The sequence below is a fragment of the Salinigranum rubrum genome (genome assembly GCF_002906575.1).
Taxonomy (GTDB): Archaea; Halobacteriota; Halobacteria; order Halobacteriales; family Haloferacaceae; genus Salinigranum; species Salinigranum rubrum.
The window spans coordinates 706,070-723,945 of sequence record NZ_CP026309.1; the positions used below are offsets into that span (position 1 = coordinate 706,070).

13 protein-coding genes and 1 pseudogene are annotated in these 17,876 nt (G+C 62.7%); 5 read left to right on the forward strand and 9 right to left on the reverse strand.

Translation table 11 applies throughout. From position 1 onward, the window contains the following. Nucleotides 1–555: 555 nt before the first annotated feature. Nucleotides 556–1,515, reverse strand: coding sequence for an amidohydrolase family protein (locus C2R22_RS03380; RefSeq protein ID WP_103424504.1), 960 nt, complete (start codon nucleotides 1,513–1,515; stop codon nucleotides 556–558). Between the two features lie 107 nt (nucleotides 1,516–1,622). Next, a complete protein-coding gene (locus tag C2R22_RS03385) occupies nucleotides 1,623–2,597 on the reverse strand; it encodes a substrate-binding domain-containing protein (protein WP_103424505.1) in 975 nt (324 codons plus the stop codon). Between the two features lie 205 nt (nucleotides 2,598–2,802). Between C2R22_RS03385 and C2R22_RS03390 the strand changes: the two genes are divergently transcribed. Then, entirely contained in the window at nucleotides 2,803–3,534 is a 732-nt protein-coding gene (locus tag C2R22_RS03390; protein ID WP_103424506.1) for an aspartate dehydrogenase, read from the forward strand. A gap of 30 nt (nucleotides 3,535–3,564) precedes the next feature. Here C2R22_RS03390 and C2R22_RS03395 read toward each other — a convergent pair whose 3' ends face one another. Further along, nucleotides 3,565–4,707 carry an amidohydrolase family protein gene (locus C2R22_RS03395; RefSeq protein ID WP_103424507.1) on the reverse strand — a complete coding sequence of 381 codons (1,143 nt, stop codon included), beginning with the start codon at nucleotides 4,705–4,707 and terminating at the stop codon, nucleotides 3,565–3,567. A gap of 401 nt (nucleotides 4,708–5,108) precedes the next feature. Between C2R22_RS03395 and C2R22_RS03400 the strand changes: the two genes are divergently transcribed. From C2R22_RS03400 to C2R22_RS03410, 3 genes are read left to right on the forward strand one after another with little or no spacing between them, the layout of a single operon-like run. Then, a complete protein-coding gene (locus C2R22_RS03400; RefSeq protein ID WP_162562363.1) occupies nucleotides 5,109–6,311 on the forward strand; it encodes an ABC transporter substrate-binding protein in 1,203 nt (400 codons plus the stop codon). A 5-nt stretch (nucleotides 6,312–6,316) separates the two neighbouring features. Continuing rightward, on the forward strand, nucleotides 6,317–7,141 hold the full coding sequence (locus C2R22_RS03405; RefSeq protein WP_103424509.1) for an ABC transporter permease: 825 nt from the start codon (nucleotides 6,317–6,319) through the stop codon (nucleotides 7,139–7,141). A 10-nt stretch (nucleotides 7,142–7,151) separates the two neighbouring features. Then, on the forward strand, nucleotides 7,152–7,967 hold the full coding sequence (locus tag C2R22_RS03410; protein ID WP_162562364.1) for an ABC transporter ATP-binding protein: 816 nt from the start codon (nucleotides 7,152–7,154) through the stop codon (nucleotides 7,965–7,967). 83 nt (nucleotides 7,968–8,050) lie between these two features. On the opposite strand, the gene C2R22_RS03415 is transcribed toward C2R22_RS03410, so the two are convergent. Beyond that, the gene (locus tag C2R22_RS03415; RefSeq protein WP_103424511.1) at nucleotides 8,051–9,313 is read right to left on the reverse strand and encodes an amidohydrolase family protein; all 1,263 of its coding nucleotides are present in this window, start codon (nucleotides 9,311–9,313) and stop codon (nucleotides 8,051–8,053) included. Between the two features lie 163 nt (nucleotides 9,314–9,476). On the opposite strand from C2R22_RS03415, the gene C2R22_RS03420 reads away from it, so the two are divergent. Then, on the forward strand, nucleotides 9,477–10,922 hold the full coding sequence (locus tag C2R22_RS03420; RefSeq protein WP_103424512.1) for an amidohydrolase family protein: 1,446 nt from the start codon (nucleotides 9,477–9,479) through the stop codon (nucleotides 10,920–10,922). A gap of 207 nt (nucleotides 10,923–11,129) precedes the next feature. Here the strand turns inward: C2R22_RS03420 and C2R22_RS03425 are convergent, their stop codons facing one another. The 5 genes and pseudogenes from C2R22_RS03425 to dgoD all read right to left on the reverse strand — a co-directional run bounded on the left by C2R22_RS03425 (nucleotide 11,130) and on the right by dgoD (nucleotide 17,829). Beyond that, nucleotides 11,130–12,095, reverse strand: a complete 966-nt coding sequence (locus tag C2R22_RS03425; protein WP_162562365.1) for a dienelactone hydrolase family protein — start codon at nucleotides 12,093–12,095, stop codon at nucleotides 11,130–11,132. Between the two features lie 216 nt (nucleotides 12,096–12,311). Further along, a complete protein-coding gene (locus C2R22_RS03430) occupies nucleotides 12,312–13,016 on the reverse strand; it encodes an SDR family oxidoreductase (RefSeq protein ID WP_103424514.1) in 705 nt (234 codons plus the stop codon). Nucleotides 13,017–13,895: 879 nt separating this feature from the next. After that, nucleotides 13,896–15,122: an HAD hydrolase family protein gene (locus tag C2R22_RS03435; protein ID WP_103424515.1), complete on the reverse strand. Its 1,227-nt coding sequence runs from the start codon at nucleotides 15,120–15,122 to the stop codon at nucleotides 13,896–13,898. 576 nt (nucleotides 15,123–15,698) lie between these two features. After that, entirely contained in the window at nucleotides 15,699–16,472 is a 774-nt protein-coding gene (locus C2R22_RS03440) for an IclR family transcriptional regulator (RefSeq protein WP_162562366.1), read from the reverse strand. 206 nt (nucleotides 16,473–16,678) lie between these two features. After that, nucleotides 16,679–17,829 (reverse strand): annotated as a pseudogene (dgoD, locus tag C2R22_RS03445) (galactonate dehydratase). Nucleotides 17,830–17,876: the final 47 nt, after the last annotated feature.

Genomic DNA, 17,876 nt, shown 5'->3' on the forward strand with positions numbered 1-17,876 from the left:
CGTGCCTTCGGAGTCACAGTTCGAAAGCGTCTATGACGTCGACACTCGGCGCACGAGAGTCGAACGCACGACCGGAGCGTCGCTCATCGAACCGTTCGCGGTTTTCGTCTACCGTGATTTGACATCCCGGTGATGACCGTCACCCCCAGCGCTTTCAGGGCTGCTTTCGCCTACCTGTGCTCTTGAGGAGCGCGAGTGTCTTCGATCACGCATCGCCTCGGGCTCGAAGCTCTGCCCGCTCCAGCGAACGCGTGGTTCGCGCCCCCGTAGACGTACACCTCGTGTTCGACGCCGAGCTCGTCGAATCTACTTCGTAGACAACCACCCGTTCGTCGGCTCTCGACCGTCGAGAGAACGCTGTGAACCGACCAGACGTCTTCGCGGACAGCCGTGTCACAGCCTCCGAGTTCACGAGAGCCGACGACGCCCGATGTTCGTCGACACGCTCCGGCGCTGTCGTCGGTCCTCTGACCGCTCGTCACAGACCCCACGCGAGGAACCGACTATCGTCTCTCCGATGGGTGCAGCGTGTCCGTGAGACTTTCTGGACGACCCTTACGCGATGAGCGACCGGAGATTCCCACCGAGTATCTTCTCTGACTCGTCTTCGGTCAGGTCCATCTCACGAATGCTCTCCGTGTCGCCTAGCCAAAGCCGACCGTGGTCCGGACCGTACGGATAGTCCGACCCGAAGAGAATGTGTTCGGCCCCGAAGAACTCGTACCCGCAGTGCAGGGCCGACACGGACCCGTTCAGTACCGTGTCGCCGTAGAAGCGTTTGAAGTACGATTCGACCGGCTCTGAAAGCTCCGCCCAGTCGGTGTGTGGATAGAACTCTCGCGCCTCGTAGAACGTCTCGATCCGGGCGGAGAAGTGAGGGACCATCGCACACATGTGATGGGCGATGAGGTTGAGGTCGGGGTGTCGGTCCATCACGCCACTGAACACCAGCCGAGAGAGCGCGACGCTCGTGTCCAGCAACCACCCGAACACCTTGGCGTAGAACGTCGAATCGCCGGTCACGCCGTAGTCGGCTAGTTGTGGATGCATCCAGAGCGGGACTCCCCTGGACTCGACCGCGTCGTAGAACGGTTCGAACTCGTCGGAGTCGAGCGGTGCGCCATCGACGTTCGAGAAGATCTGAATTCCCGCCATGTCGAGGCCGTCGATACACCGCTCGAACTCGTCCAGATATTCACCCGACAGGAACGGAAGCGTCCCGACCGGAATGAATCGGTCTGGGTGCTCGTCGGCGATTCGGCGGATCTCCTCGTTCGCGTGCCTGACTACTGGGAGCGCCGCTTCGGGGTCCGCTCCGAGCCACGAGGGCGGCGACGCGAGCGTCAGTACCTGCTTGTCGATCCCGAATTCGTCCATATCCGCCAGCCGCTGGTCGACGTCGTAGAAGTAGGGTTCGTCGTGGGCCGCGATCGCCTCCGTCGGGTGAATTTCTTTCAATTTTTCGTACACTGACTGCGGCATAATGTGACCAAAACAGTCGATAATCTCTGTCATGCCACAGAATCTGCGGTACTTGATAAATAGCTTTGGAACACGTCAGAATTACGATTTCGTGTCACCCGGGACGGGTATTCGAAGCGCCGCACGCGGCGATTCGGGCGTCAGTAACAGTTCGGCGCGAAGAGGTCGTCGACCGAGACTGTCTCCGAGGTGAACCCCTGCTCGTAGGCGAAGGTAGCCATCGTCTCGAGAGTGTTCTCGTTCTCCGCGACGCCGTACGGCCAGAAGTCTTCACCCATCCGTGCCTCGGCGTCCTCCAGCGCGTGGTAGACCCAGGGAATCGAGAGTCGGCGCTGGCTCGTTTCCCGCAGTTCCTCGAACACCACGTCCTTCGCGCGGTCGAAGAGGGCCGTCAGTTCACTGGCGATCCAGGGGTTCTCGGCGAGGACGTCGTCACGGACGACGATGGTGTGCATAATCGGGAAGTGACCCGTCCGGTCGTAGTACTCCGCCTCGACGTCTCGATAGTCCGGGAAGAGGCGACGTACGTGTTCACCGTCGTACGACTCCGGGACCTTCGGGGATACGAGCGCGTCCAGGTGGCCCTCGGCGAGCAAGCTCGAGAGCGTCTGTCCGTCCGGTATCTGGTCGACGGTGACCCCCTCGGGGTAGTCGAAGGCGAGCGGGTCGTCCGCTGCGGTTCCCTGCGGACTCGCCTGATACCACGTCACGTCACCGGGATGAACGTCGTACTCGTGCTGCAGAATCCCGCGTGCCCAGAGCGCTGCCGTCATCGTGTAACTCGGAACCCCGACGGCGGCACCGTGGAGGTCTGCCGGTTCCGTGATGTCGCTGTCGGCGTTGACGAAGATGAACCCGTGTCGAAAGACGCGCGATGGGAAGACGGGAATCGCCGTGAACTGCGGGGCGTCTCGGTCACACGCCATCAGGTACGACGACATGGACATCTCCGAACACTCGAACTCCTGGTGGCGAATCATCCGCTTGAAGATCGAAACGACGTCGTTCGGTGCGATGAAGTTCAGATCGATCCCGTCGGGTTCGACCAGTCCCTCGTACACGGGCCAGGTCAGCAGGTTCAGGTCACAGGCGAAGGAGAGTCGTTCTCGAGTCATCGCTGTCTGTCTTCGAGCGGAACTGAAAACTGTTCGTGTTGACCGAGGTCGCGTCGAGGAGATGAAATAGCAAGCGATTTCACCGAATACTGTTCATTCACTCGATAATGGGTCTCGTCGTTGGAATCCTCGGGTGTGGGACGATCGGGCGTGAAGTGCTGGCTGCGGTCGCGGACGGGTCGATACCGGATTCGACGCTCGGGGGGTGTACGACCGCAACCCCGACCGAGTCGACGACGCGCTCCGGTCGACTGACGGCGTCGACGAGACTGCCCGCTACGACGACCCGCTGGCCCTGGCCGACACGTGTGACGTCGTGGTCGAGTGTGCGGGCCACAGCGCAGTGGAGCGGTACGCCGTCCCGCTCCTCGAGACCGGGACGGACCTGCTGGCCCTGAGCGTCGGTGCACTGGCCGACGCCGACCTCCACGAGGCCATCGTTCGGACGGCCGTCGCGTCGGGTGCGCGATTCGAGGTCCCCTCGGGTGCGCTCGCCGGGGTCGACGCCATCAAGGGCGCCGCCGTTCACGGCCAACTCGACGAGGTCGTCTTCGTCACTATCAAACCTCCCGCCGGTCTCGCCGGCGCACCCTACATCGAGGAACACGACGTCGACCTGGCGGCTATCGAGGAGAAGCGACTCGTCTTCGAGGGGTCCGCTCGAGAGGCCGCTCCCGCGTTTCCGGCGAACATCAACGTGGCGATGGCGCTGAGCCTCGCGGGGCTCGGTGCGGACGACACCGTCGTGAAGATCTTCGCAGACCCCGACGAAACGGACAACGTCCACCGTATCGAAGCGCGCGGCGGAGCAGGGTCGATGGCGTTCGCGTTTCACACGCACCCACACCCTGCCAACCCGAGGACGAGCTACATCGCGGCCCTCTCTACGATCGCATCGCTCCGGCGCCGCACCGCCCCGCTCGTCGTCGGCACCTGAACGAGCCGACGACCCCGACTGCCACCGGCCTCAGTGAACGACGGCAGACCGTTTCGCCGGTGGGGTGTTTCGACTCCGGTCGACGAGCACCTCCCCGTCGACGAGCACCTTGTCGACGGCGGCGTACTCGCCGTGCTCGAGCGCTCCCATCGCGTCCGACGCCTGACTCCCCATCGGCGCGCCGAGGAGACAGAGGTCCGCGGGTCGCCCCGTTTCGACGAGTCCGGTGTCGAGGCGGTGATGCCGTGCGACGTTCCCCGTGGCGAGCGCCACGATTTCCGGCGCCGAAACGGTGGTCAACCCCGCGAGAATCGACATCTCGAGCAGCATCCCGCACGGGATCACCCCCGTCCCCGTCGGCGTGTCAGTCCCGATCTGGAGTCGGGACAGTTCGCCGCGGTCGCGAGTCCGCCGCAGGACATCGACGGCGACCGCTTGATTCCCACCGATGATCAACTCCAGTACCATCTCGGTCTCCTCGACGAGTTGGTCGATGCCGTCGTCGGGGAGCGGCGTGGGGCCGCCGTTGAAGTGGGCGGCGATGTCCGGTTCGATCTGCTCGAACATCGCTGCGGTGATGTTCTTCGTCCCCGGGAGGCTGCTGCCCCCACAGTGCATCATCGAGACGAGGCCGCGGTCGCGCCCCCACTGGACGAGCCTCCTGGCGCGGTCGACGTCCTCGAGGGCAAACAGGATCTTCATCCGCTCGATGCTCGCCAGATGTGCGTCTTCGATATCCGCTTCCGTCATGTCGTCGCTCAGCAGCAGCGTTCCGGCGTTGACCTTCACTCCGCCGGGGCGGTGTCTGTCGTACGACCCTTTCGCGAGGACGGCAAGCGCCTTGAGGCCCGCAGCGTCAGTCGGTCGACCCGGCACGTGACACTCGCCCGCCGAGACCATCGACGTCACCCCACCGTGGAGGTAGTTCTCACACCACCCGAGGGCGTTCTGTCTTGGCGTGAACCCACCGAGCAGCGGATGCGTGTGTGCGTCGACGAACCCCGGTGTCAACGTCAGTCCGTTCGCGTCGATGACCGTCTCGGCGGTCGTCGTCGTCGACTCTATCTCCACGATGCGGCCGTCTTCGATGTATACCGATTCGGCGCTCGAAACCGGTGATTCGAGGTCTCCCGTCACGATGCTTCCGAGGTTGTCGATGCGTGTACTCGCCATCTGAACGGCTCTCAATCTGTCCGGCTAGTGTAAATTTCTGCCGTGACAGAAACCAAACCCGGATAAAATACGGCCTACTGTTCGAAATCATTGTGGAATAAGGGCGTCTCAGTGTTTGTCTCACTTGTTCTCTCCTCGGTCCGAGACGGGTCGTCTCTCCCCGTCACAGGTACTCCCCGTAGGAACAGCTCGGCGGCTATCCGTCCGGACGATTGGCCGACAGAGTAAATGAACGAGCGTTATCTAAGACACCATGTAGATACTCAATCGAACTCATATACGAGTATTAGTTTATCGAATTTAACTTTTTGACGCATCAAACAACTGAGTAAAAAATGAACAATAAAACAATTATACGAACAGAAACGGTTATGTGTGGACGTAATACATCAACTCGTTGTATGTCATCGATACACAGGCGGAAGTTCTTGAAATCCGCTAGTTTGACGTCTATCGGCATCGCCGGGCTCGCTGGATGCGCTGGTACTAGCGGGAGTAACGACAGTAGTGAAGGCAGCGGTGGGAGCAGTGGTGGAAGCAGTAGCACCGACAGCAGCACCGACAGTAGTGGCGGGACGACCGAACCGACGACGAGTAGCGACAGTGGAGTTTCCGGGGAGTCCATCTCCATCCTGACGACGTACTACCCGGACGCGTCGTACTCCGGCGTCGTCAGGGCGAAGTACCAGAACTACTTCGAAGCCGTCGGCTTCTCCGACGTCACCCTCGACTACTCGCTCGAACTGAACCCGCTTCAGGTCGTGACGAGTGACGACTACGACTTTGTCATCGCGTCGCACCTCGATTCGATCGCTGGCAGAGCACAGGGCGTTCCGGTTCAGTCGATCGTGACGACTCAGGGCAGCACCGTCCAAGCGTACACCTACGACGCGGACGAACACAGCTTCGAGAGCCCCGCAGATTTCGTGGGGAGCACGCTCGGACTGCAGAACGACCCGGACATCACGACGTTCAACAACGAGATCCTCTCGAGCGAACTGTCCGACGCCGAACGCGACCAGATAAACGAGACGTTCGTCGGATACGACGTGCGCAATCTGCTCACCGGGAAGGTCGACGCGATGACGAAGTTCCCGACCAACGCGGACGGGATCATCCTCGAGCTCAAAGAGGAGGCGAACTTCGGGTACATCCCCATGAAGGACTACCTCGAAGTTCCCGGCAACGCCGCGATTACGACCACCAGCATGATCGAGAACAAGCCCGAGGTCGTTCGAGAGTTCGTCCGGGCTCACGCGAAGGGGCTGGCCGACTCGATCGACCCTGACATGCGAGACTCCGTCGCCGCGGACTGTGTCCAGAGTACCGAGGACGCTGGCATCAGCGAGCAGATATTCGGCACGGACGTGGATGCGGTCGATATCCAGTCCCGCGCGGTCGAGATGTTCCGCGAGTACCGCCACATCGACGAGTGGGACACGAACGGTGTCGGCTGGAACCCCACTGACCGCGTCGCGCTGGCCCAGCAGCTGTTCGCCGATGCGGGCCAACTCGACGACACCTCCGACCCGGAGACGATCGTCAACAACAGGTTCATCGAAGAAGTCACTGACGACCAAGGACAGCTCATCTGGGAGGAGTAACGGCGGTGACTGTCGCAGAACCACAGGACACGCAGTCGAAGTTGCGGAAGACGATTCCGGGCTCGGTCGGACGGAAGCAGATCGTCTACCCGGCTCTGTTCTTCGTCGGCGTGATCGTGGCGTGGACCGGCGTCGTGCGCCTGCTCCAATTGCCGACCTACCTGTTACCGACCCCGTACGAGATCGTCGTGAGTTTCCAGGGGCAGCTGGGTCCGATGTGGCCGCACATCCGAATTACGTTCTTCGAGGCGTTCTTCGGATGGGTCGTCGGCAACCTCATCGGCATCACGCTCGGGCTCTTGATGTCCGAGTCGCGGGTGCTCCGGACGGCGCTGTATCCGTACCTCATCGGCTTCCGCTCGGTGCCGGTGATCGTCCTCGCGCCCTTGCTCATCCTCTGGTTGGGCCTGAACATCACGCCGATCCTCGCGACGGCGACGATCACCGTCTTCTTCCCCATGCTGGTCAACGCCATCGCCGGCTTCAACTCTACCGACCACCTGTCGGAAGAACTGATGCGGTCGCTGGACGCGTCGCGCTGGCAAGTATTCCGAAAGGTCAAGCTGTATAACGCCGCACCGTACATCTTCTCGGCGATGAAGATCGGTGTTGCACTGAGCCTCATCGGAGCCATCGTCGGCGAGTGGCTCGTCGCCGACGAGGGCATCGGTTTCCTCATCGTCATCGCGAACAACCAGGTCAACACCCTCTTGATGTTCCGTGGAATCATCGTCATCAGCCTGATGGGGTCGATCTGGTTCGCTATCCTCGCGATTGCGGAACGCTATGTCATCTACTGGCAGGACCATGGACACCAGGGTGGTCTCTGAAATGCCGAGCATGAACACTCGCTCTCAGACTCCACCGGTCGAGAGAGACGTTCACATCGAGATTAGCGGCGTCAACAAAGTGTACAACCCGAACTCGGACGAACCGGTTCAGGCGCTCAAAGACATCGACTTCTCGATCGAACGCGGCGAGTTCGTCTCGATCATCGGGCCGAGCGGTTGTGGCAAGACGACGCTGCTGAAGTGTGTCGGCGATCTCGTCTCGCAGACGAGCGGCCAGATTCTCATCGACGGCGTTCCGTCGACCGAGGCTCGGAAAGCCCGACGGCTCGCCTTCTTCTTTCAGGAGGACGTGTTGCTCCCGTGGCGAACGGTCATGCAGAACGTTCTGCTCCCGTTAGAAATCAAAGGAAAAGACACGAGCGACCCGGACATCCGCCGAGAGGCCGAAAAGACGATCGCACACGTCGGTCTCGAAGGCTTCGAGCGGGCGCTTCCGAACGAACTCAGCGGAGGGATGCGCCAGCGTGTCGCGCTGGCGCGCGGATTTGTCTTCGATCCCGAAATCTACCTGATGGACGAGCCGTTCGCCGCGCTCGACGAACTGACTCGCCGGAAGATGAACAAGTTCCTCCTGGACATCCACGAGGACGTCCAGAAGACGACGCTGTTCGTCACGCACCACATCGGCGAGGCGGTCTGGCTCTCGGACAAGATTCTCGTCCTTTCGGCGAGGCCGGGAGAGGTAGACCACGTCGTGGATATCGACATCGGACGTCCCCGCGACGCCACAACGCGGACCACCGACGCGTTCCACGAGTACGAGGACATGCTGACCGAGATCCTGATGCAGGACGAGGAGTTCTGAGGGGATCGCCTTGTTTCGACCGCCACTCGTTTGGTGTTCCTCCCGTCGTGTGCACGACCACGGGAACCGAGAAGCCCACGAGGTCAGTCGTCCGTCGTCGACGCGCCCGTGTAGAGCGTCGAGGACGACGTGTTCTCCGCGACGAGCCGCCCCTCGTGAACCACCTGCTGTGGTGGTGACCCGGTTCGGAGGACGTCCGTCGGCGTCGTGGTCGACGACTCGAAGACGTTGAACGTGGCGAGCGACCCCTCCGAGAGGCCGTAGTCGAGGTCCATCACCGCTGCGGCACTGTCGGTCACCGCACTCCACGCGACCGCTCTCTCGGCCGGGGTCTGGAGGTGAGCCGCGTGTGCGGTGACGAGTGCCGTCTCGATCATACTCGCGCGACCGTAGGGGTAGAAGCCGTCTCGGATGCAGTCCTGTCCGGCGGCGACCGTCAGCCCCGCTTCCAGTAGTTGATCGACGCGCGTCAGTCCGCGCCGCCTCGGATGTTGGTCGTGACGCCCCTGTAGGAGGAGATTCGTCGGAGGATTGGTGACCATCCGGAGGTCAGCCTCGACGAGCAGGTCGATGACCCGCTGTGCGTGCGTCTCGTCGTACGCAGCCAACGCACAGGTGTGTCCGGCGGTCACGCTCGTTTCGAGTTCCGTCTCGATGACTCGTGACGCGAGCACCTCGAGCGACCGTGCGGTCGGGTCGTCCGTCTCGTCGACGTGCATATCGACCGGCACGTCGTAGCGTCGTGCGAGGTCGAGACAGTGGTCGATGTGCGACCGCGTATCGCCGTCGGTCCGCTCGTTGTCCGGCATCCCGCCGACGGCGTCCGCACCGTGGTCGAGCGCCTCGTCGAGGAGGTCCGCAGCGCCGGGGTCTCGGACGATTCCCTCTTGGGGGAACGCGACGACCTGTACATCCGCGATCGCCGCACACGCCTCACGAGCTTCGAGGACGCCTTTCAGCGGTGTCAAGCCGCCGATCGTGTCCACGTCGACGTGTGTCCGAATACGGGTGCAGCCGTTTCTGACGTGCATCTCGATCGCCCGAGTCGCTCGCTCGCGAACGCCCTGTACCGTGTACGCACGCTTGCGACCGTGGATGTTCTCGATCGCCTCTTCTAACGTCCCGGACTCGTTGACCGGGAGGGAGTCGGCGATCAGCGCCTTATCGAGATGGACGTGGCAGTCGACGAACCCGCCAGCGACGAGTCCACCCTCCGCGTCGACGACTCGGTCGCCGTCGGCCAACCCTGCATCGATCCGTTCGATGCGTTCCCCGACGATTCCGATGTCGACTGGCTCTTCGACGCCCGGGAGCCGAGCGGTCCGAACAAGTAGGTCGTACTCCATACCACCTGTACTGAACTCTCCGAGTTAACTATGACCGTGCTTTCGACGCTTTCAGTTGGAATCATCGACTACATCTGTGGAATTTCTCCTCGTCTGTGGCGAAAATGCGCGACAAAGAAAACTGTAAATACACCTACGACAGCGGGTAACACGGTAGACGCCGATGGTAGACATACTCGTCGAGAACGCGACCGTACTCACGATGAACGACGACCGCGATGTCATCGACGCCGGTGCCGTCGCGATCGACGAGGGCGAGATCGTAGACGTAGGTTCGACGTCGGACTTGGCCGACCGCCACGATGCCGCACGGGTCCTCGACGCCAGTGGGTGTGCGGTACTCCCTGGTTTCATCTCCTCGCACGTCCACGTCTCTGACATCCTCTTGCGTGGGCTCGAGAAAGACCGGTCCCTCCTGGACTGGCTGTACAACGTCAAGAAGCCAGGTGTCCACGCCATGACTCCAGACGAGAACGCCGTCGCCGCGGCCCTGTACTGTCTGGAAGCGATCCAGTCCGGCATCACGACGTTCGTGGAGAACGGCACTGGTGCTGGGAACGGTTACTCTCTGGCAGCGATCGAGGCGAAACTGCACGTGTACGACTGTGCAGGGATCCGAAACGTCTACTGCCACGGGTTCAGCGACCGTGAGTCGAGCCCGGCGGTCGAGGCGTTCATCGAACGACTCGTCGACAAAGAGCCCACTGTCGACCACTACTTCCCCGAGACCGAAGACACCGACGCCGCACTCGACGAGACCGAGTCCTACATCGAGCGGTATCACGGGAGCGCAGACGGCCGCCAGTCGGTCTGGCCCTGTCCCGGTGTCGCCTGGGGTGTCACGCCCGCTGGCCTCCGCGGTGCGTACGAACTCGCCGAGCGCCACGACGTGATGACGACGACCCACGCGTCTGAGACGGTCCACGAGGAGATGGGTCACCTCTCGACGATCGAGTACCTCAACAGTGCCGACTACCTCGGTGAACGCACGCTGCTGGGCCACTGTGTCCACGTCGACGACCGTGACATCCGGTTGCTTTCGACTACCGATACGCGTGTCGCCCACAACCCGGTCACGAACCTCGCGCTCGGCTCGGGGATCGCTCCGGTTCCGGATCTGCTCGGTGCGGGCGTGACTGTCGGCCTCGGCACGGACAACACGAGCGGGAGCGACACGGTCAATATGCTCAACGATCTGCGGTTTGCGGCACTGATTCACAAGGGGGCTCGTCGTGACCCCGGTGCCATCACGGCGAAGAAAGTGCTCGAGATGGCGACCATTGACGCTGCCCGAGCGATTGGTCGTGAAGCCGATCTCGGTTCGCTCGAACCGGGCAAACGAGCCGACCTGCTCGTTCTCGATCTCGACTATCCCCATCTCGTCCCACACGCTGACGTCGCTGCTGCCGTCGTCTACCAGGCACAGGGATTCGAGGTCGAGACGGTCATCTGCGACGGTGCGGTCGTCATGGAGTCGCGGAACGTCCACGGCGTCCAAGAGCTCTACCCGACGCTGCACGAGACTGCGGTCGCCTCGGCGACCGACGTGCTTGACCGAGCAGGTCTCTCGGGCATCGAGACGAACTGGGAGTCGGTCTCGTCGACGTGACTCCGGTCAGGCTCTGTCAGTCCAGTTACTGTCGTGTTCTGACGGCCGCCTGTCCGGTTCGAGGCCGACAGCGCACTCTCGGCCGATTCGTCGCAAGGGGTTCGTGGTGGCTCGGTGTCATGCTGCCGTCTCCCTCGACACTGCGAGCCGGTTGTTGACCGACGCACCGCGAGGACTCCGTACTCAGACGATAGACCGACCCGAGTTTCAGCTACCCTCTGCTCGAAGCGTCTCGTCGAGGAAGTCCAGCGTCTTCGACCACGCGTCTCTCGTCGCCTCGGGTTCGAAGCTTTGGCCGCTCGGGTTCGCGAAGGCGTGGTTCGCGCCCTCGTAGACGTACACCTCGTGTTCGACGCCGAGTTCGTCGAGCGTCTCGTTGAACGCGCGCACGTCCTCGACGGGGACGACCTGGTCCTCGGAGCCGAAGATGCCCAGCACGGGCCCGTCGATGCGCTGGAGCGTCTCCTCGTCGGTGGCGAGCGTCCCGTAGTAGATGACGGTCGCGTTCAGGTCGGCCTCGCTGAGGCTCAGCTGGAGACTCTGCCCGCCGCCGAAGCACCACCCGAGGCTGGCGACCTGGTTCGTCGTCGAGGGGAGTTCTCTGAGCCCGGAGACGGCCGCGCTCATCTTCGCCACGGCCTCGTCGGGGTTCTCTCTGACCTGTCCCGACAACTGACCCGCCCGCGAGGAGTTCGTCGCCACCTCGCCGCCGTAGAGGTCGACCGCGAACACGACGTAGCCGTGGCCCGCGAGGATGTCGGCCATGTGCTTGATGTTCTCGTTGAGCCCCCACCACTCGTGGATCATCACCACGGCGGGGTAGGTGCCGTTGTCGGCCGGCCGCGCGAGGTAGCCCGGCGTGCCGCCGATGGTCGTCTCCTCGGCCGTGATGGCCGAGAGGTTCTCGGCGCTGAAGATAGCGGCGTTCTGTCCCGACACGGCGACCGTACAGGTGCCGTTCTTGTTTATCTCGCCCGGCTGACAGCCCATGTGCGGCGTCCCCGTGACCGACGCGTCCGCCTCCGTCGCGGCCATCGGTGTCGCGGTGGCCGTCGACGCCGGCGTGTCCGTCGGGGCTGTCGTCGACGGCGCGTCGGTCGTCTGTCCGCCCATCCCGGAGCAGCCGCTCAGGAGGACTACTGCGACAACGAGTACCGTGAGTGTCGTTCGCATTTCATGTCCCGTTGGAGTGTCCAGTCATAACCGTTCCGGCCGGTCGTGGTCGCTCCGAAGTCGAGCGTTCCGGAGCCGACGATCACCCGGGAACTGCCTACTGGGTGACGCCGGCCTCGCCGCCGAGTTTCCGCTCGATAGATATGTCGACGACCACCCCGACTCCGTCGGCGCTCCCGGTGAGGACTCAGTTCGACGGGGAGCGTGTGCCGGTCGTTACACCGAGGCTGTGAGCCCGCCGTCGACGCGGATGTTCTGCCCGCTGATGTAGCTCGACTGGGGCGAGAGCAGGTACGCGACCGCATCCGCGATCTCGTCGGTCCGCGCCGGTCGCTTCATCGGGATCCGTTCCCTCGTCTCCTCGTCCACCTCGTAGCTGTCGACGAACCCCGGTTGAACCGTGTTCATCCGGATACCGTCTGCCGCGTACCGATCGGCGTAGAGCTTCGTGAAACTCCCCAGGCCCGCGCGCAACACCGACGACACCGGGAAGTCGCTCGACGGCTCGAACGCGGAGAACGTCGAGATGTTCACGAACGCCCCACCGCCCTGTGCGTCCATCACGGGGGTGACGAGTCGGGCCATCCGAACCGTGTTCAACAGCACGAGGTCCATCCCCTCGTACCACTCCTCGTCGGAGATTTCGAGGAGGTCGCCGGAGGCCGGATGGCCCGTGTTGTTCACCACCGCGTCGATCCGCCCGTAGCGTTCGGCCGTCGTCTCGACGAGCGCCGCCAGGTCGTCGGGGTTCGTCACGGAGCCCTCGAACCCGTCGCCGCCGAGTTCCTGTGCGACCTCGACCGCGCTCCCCGACCGCGAGAGGAGTACCGGCCTGTACCCCTCCTCGTTCAGTCGTCGTGCGCACGCTTCGCCGATTCCGCTTCCCGCCGCCGTCACGATCGCGACTTTCGTCTCGGCCATACGCTCCGTATCCGTGCGGGGTGGATAAGTACGGTACTCCACTATCGAAGGCGCCTGGTCCCATCAAGGGGTCTTCCGCCTCGGTGTCACGGACGAACGCTGTGGGTTCTCGGAGGGGTGTCCGCAGCCGAGCCGTCGACCCCGATGCCCTCCGGGCGGGCAGAAAGCGCCCTCCCGTTTTCGAGGCACGCTCTCGCCGCGGATAGATTGTGACCGCACAGCTCGGTTGACCGGGTGCGTGCTCTCCCCCCCGCCACGCGCCTCGGTCGTCTCGCGACAGTACGTGCCTCACTCCCCGACTCTCCTTCGACTCCCCGATTCTGCCACCCCGTCTCGTAGGTCGTATCTCGTCGGAGGACCGAACGTCTCGCTCGGGAGATGAACTCTCGATCTGGGCTCCAAACAAGAGTACTTAGATATATTTAGAGAGAATACGGAACGGTGGTGGCCCGAGGGGTGTCTCCGTTCACGCTCACCGCATACGGTGAACATAGTAGATAGATCAGTTTCAACGACAGAAACGGCCACAAATTGTCCTCTTCAAAGAGTAAGAGGACAAAACGTGTCGTGTTATTCTTGATCGTCACCGACAGTGTTCTTATGAACGTTCGGGACCCGAACCCGAACGGTCGCACGTGGTGTACTTATCTAACTAATTCCATCTTCATACTGATTTCAGCGACGGAGAACGCTCCGAGTTAAGAGACGGATTCGAGCCGCTTCTTCGTCGCCAGGTCACGGGCGTCGACGGCGAACGAATCAACCGCCGCGAGGGTTTCCGACCGAGCGTCGAACCGTATCACTCACGTCAGAGCGGGATGGTCGTGATGTCGTTCTTGCCGTGGCCCGTGGCCCCTGAACCGCGTGCTCGGGCGTTTCCTACGGATCGCTCCGCTGGTCGGTCGCGAACACGTTCATCGCATAGGTCGTCCGCAGGACGTCGACTGCCCGTCCGGGTTCGAAGAACAGCCCACCTTCGGACTTGAGGAACTCACACACGACCTCGGACGCGTGGGTGGGACCCGCGACGAGACCCGAGTCGGTCTCGGTGACCCACTCCATCAGCCGTCTGTCGCTCAGACTGTCTCCCATCGCCAACACGAACGGATCGTCGACGCCGAGCGTCGACAGCGCCCGTTGCGCCCCGACCGCCTTGCTCAGTTCCGGACTGCCCACCTCCGCTGCGCTTCCGTGGTAGTAGAGGACGTCTATCCGCTCGAACTGCCGATGAACGTCGTCGTCGAGCGACTCGGCATCGAGTTCGGGTAGCGCGTCGACTCGGTCGACGACGTCCCGTATCTCCGGGTCGCGGTCCGCATAGTACGCTCTGGCGTACTGCGCTCCGTCGGGACCAGCGACCGCTTCGCCGACCCGGTCGAGCACGGCGACGGTTGCGTGGTCGATCACCGATACCGCCTCTTCGCTCCCCGTTTCGGCGTTCGGCTTCAGCGTGACGTTGAACTCGTTTCCCTGGAGGTACGCCCCCTCCCGGACGGCGCGCGGCGCGTCGGTACTCATCGCTGTCCGAACCGTCTCGAAGACCGTTCTGGTCTCCTCGTCGAGGTTTCGGTACAGCTCTTGTTTCGTCTCCACCCCGTGTTTCGGCGTGAAGACGCCGATTCCCGCCTCGTATACGACACTCACCGCGCCCGAGTGAAAGCGGTCGCTCCCGAGGCCCTGGACGAGCAACCCCTTGACGTTCTCCATCGTCTGTCCGGTGCAGATGACCACCGGAACGTCCGCGTCGACGAACTGTCCGAGCAGTGCTATCACCGCTACTGGCACCCTATCGTCGGTCGTGCCGACCGAACGGAGCGTCTCGTCCAGGTCGAGAACGAGCGCGTTCACCGCTCGTCCGTGCGTCTCGGCGAGTTCTGTAGCGTGTCGCGCCTGTTCATGTGACGCGTACGCCGCGACTTCCGCGAGCCGCGGACCGAACTCGTCCTCGACTCGTTCGCGCTGTTCGGCGAGTCGTGCTTCGAGGTCGGTGTCGGGCTGCAACGCCGGATCGGAGAGTCCCATCGCGATGCAATCGACGGCAGTCTGCCGTCGTCGGAGGCAGTCAGTGTCGACGGTGGCGTAGAGACGGTTCAGTGGCCAAGCCATCGGTTACGAGTGGACCGATCGATGACTTATAACTAGGGGCACCGGCTGCGAGCGACTGCCTCCGACGAGACGAACTGAGCGGTCGAGGATGGGGCAGAACGGGCGACTCGGCTTGCCTCTCCAATGGACCAACGCTTCCCAGGGGCGTACGGTGACGGCTGATACCGACGTGCCTCTCACCGCTACTTCGACTCGCACGTTCGCTAATCGAGAACCGCACGAGGCGTATCGCCTCCGTTCTGCTGTTCGTCCGGATTCCACCTTTTCCGGTTGCAGTCGTGCATTTTGCGCGTCCTCTCCGAGAGACGTTACAGCCGTAAGTTCGTAATGGAACTGCCGGGATTCGAGGATAACACGTTACAAAAATATCGATGTAATATTTTGGGACGAGGTGCTTCGTCACAGCCGGGCAGATACTTCAGGAACGTCCGTGTTAGTTCGTTCTCTATTTGCGAACACATCCCGTCTCCGGGCTTCGTGACGTCGCGGATCGTGCAGGTATTTCATGATTGTTCGACAAATATGGGGCCGAGAACGGGTTCTGTTCGGAGTGAGCGAACGGTGGGAGTCACCCCCTCAGTCCGTCACGGACGCTTGCAGCTGGTTCTCGATTCGGTTTTTCGCGCTGATGACCAGTCCGGGGTTGTTCTGTCGGAGCTGTTTCCCCGAGAGCGTGTCCGTCGTCCCGGTGATGAAGATCGCCCCGAGTACCTCGCCTTCTCCCCCGTTGATCGCAGCTCCGATGCCGCGTACGTCGTCGTCGTACTCCCGATTCTCGTAGGCGAGCCCGTGACTTCTGACGTCCTGTAGCTCCTCGCGCAACGTCTCTTCGTCGGTGATCGTGCTGCTCGTGAACTGCTCGCGGTCGCCCGTCTCGAAGAATCGGTCGAGTGCAGTCTGTGAGAGTGCGGCGAGAATGGCCTTCCCCGGCCCGGTTGCGTGGAGCGGGACCCGATCTCCCTCGGTGAGCCGCGGCTCGGTATCGTCACGCCCGACACGACTGTAGACGCACATCCCCTCGTTCCGCTCGTGAACGATGATCCCCGCATCCAGTCCGGACATCGTCGCCATCTGGTCGATCTCCGTGCGCGCAACGACGTAGAGCGGGGATCGGTTGCGGACCCGTGCTCCGACCTGAAAGAACTGGAGGCTCAACCGGGACCCGTCCTCGTCTCGAACCACGTAACCGAGCTGTTCAAGCGTGGTGAGGTGACTGTGAACGGCGCTCTTCGAGAGGTTGAGACGGTCCGCGAGTTCTGAGACTCCCGCCGTCTCCAACCTGATGAGCGCGTCGACGACCCGGAACGTCGTTGCAGTCGCCTTCACCGGGGGGGCTGCATCGGGTGTCATACGCACACATTCGTCCCCAGTCATATACCTGTTCGGAAATAGAGAACGAACTCGTCCCGTGTGAGCGCTGGCAGCACCCGAGTCCCGCTCTCAGCAGCACAGGGCGACTGGCTCCGACGTGCCACCGGCTCTCTCGTGTGTTGGTAGCGTCTTGATGGGGTGTCCCGTACAGTTCTCCGATGGCGAACGCGACCGCCGTCCCTGCGTCACCACTCCGCGATACTGCCGTCGTCTTGGTACCAGAGGGGGTTCTCCCAGTCGAGTTCCGGCGCTTCACGCTGGCGGACGACCGATTCGTCGATGTCGACGCCGAGTCCGGGGCCGTCCGGGGCGTTGATGTACCCATCCTCGAATCCGAACGCGTCGGGGTCTCTCAGGTACGTCAGCATGATGTTGTTCTCGGGGCTGTGGACGTCGAGGTCCTGGCCCTGAACGATCGCGTTCGGCGTCGTGATGTCGAGCTGCACACAGGCCGCGAGCGCGATTGGTCCGAGTGGACAGTGAAACGCCGCCGAGATGTCCTTCGTCTCAGCGGCGCTGGCGATCCGTCGAGTCTCCGAAATGCCCCCCGCATGGGACGGATTCGGCTGGATGACGTCGACGAGCCCGTCCTCGAACACGTCCTCGAAGTCCCACCGCGAGTAGAGCCGCTCGCCGGACGCGAGCGGCGTCTGTGAGTGCTGTTTGATGTCCCTGAACGCGTCCCACTGCTCCGCGAGCACTGGTTCTTCGATGAACATCGGGCCGAACTCGTCGAGTTCAGCTGCCAGCCGCGGTGCCATCGCCTTGGTCACGCGACCCCGGAAATCGACGACGAGATCGACGTCTTCGCCGACTGTCTCGCGAAACGCGGCGACCTGTTCGCGGGCCTCACGGACGACGGACGGGTGGTCGATTCGGCGAACCGACGAGACCGCCGAGAGCTTGAGCGCCCGGTACCCGTGGTCGACCGCGCGCTCTGCGGCCGCCGCGAGTTCGGCGGGCGTTTCCCCCTCGATCCACTGATACGCGAGGACCCGGTCACGGGCACGCCCCCCGAGCAGTTCGTACACCGGTGCGTCGTAGTGTTTCCCCTTGATGTCCCACAGCGCCTGGTCGATTCCGCTCATCGCGCTCATCAGTACCGGCCCCCGCGAAAGTACCTCCCTCGGTACAGCGCCTGCCAATGTCGCTCGATGTCCCGTGGGTCCCTCCCGATGAGGTAGTTGTCCAGCATCGCCTTCGCCGCTCCGATGGTCGCCTTCGCGTGATTCTCCACGGCCGGCTCACCCCACCCTACGAGTCCCGTATCGGTCACGAGTTTCAGGAACACCCAGCGGGGCGGGACGACGAACAGGTCGTAATCCGTGATTTGCATGGATACCTCTGTGACCCGGCGGCTGATGTAAGTATGGGCTGTGTGAC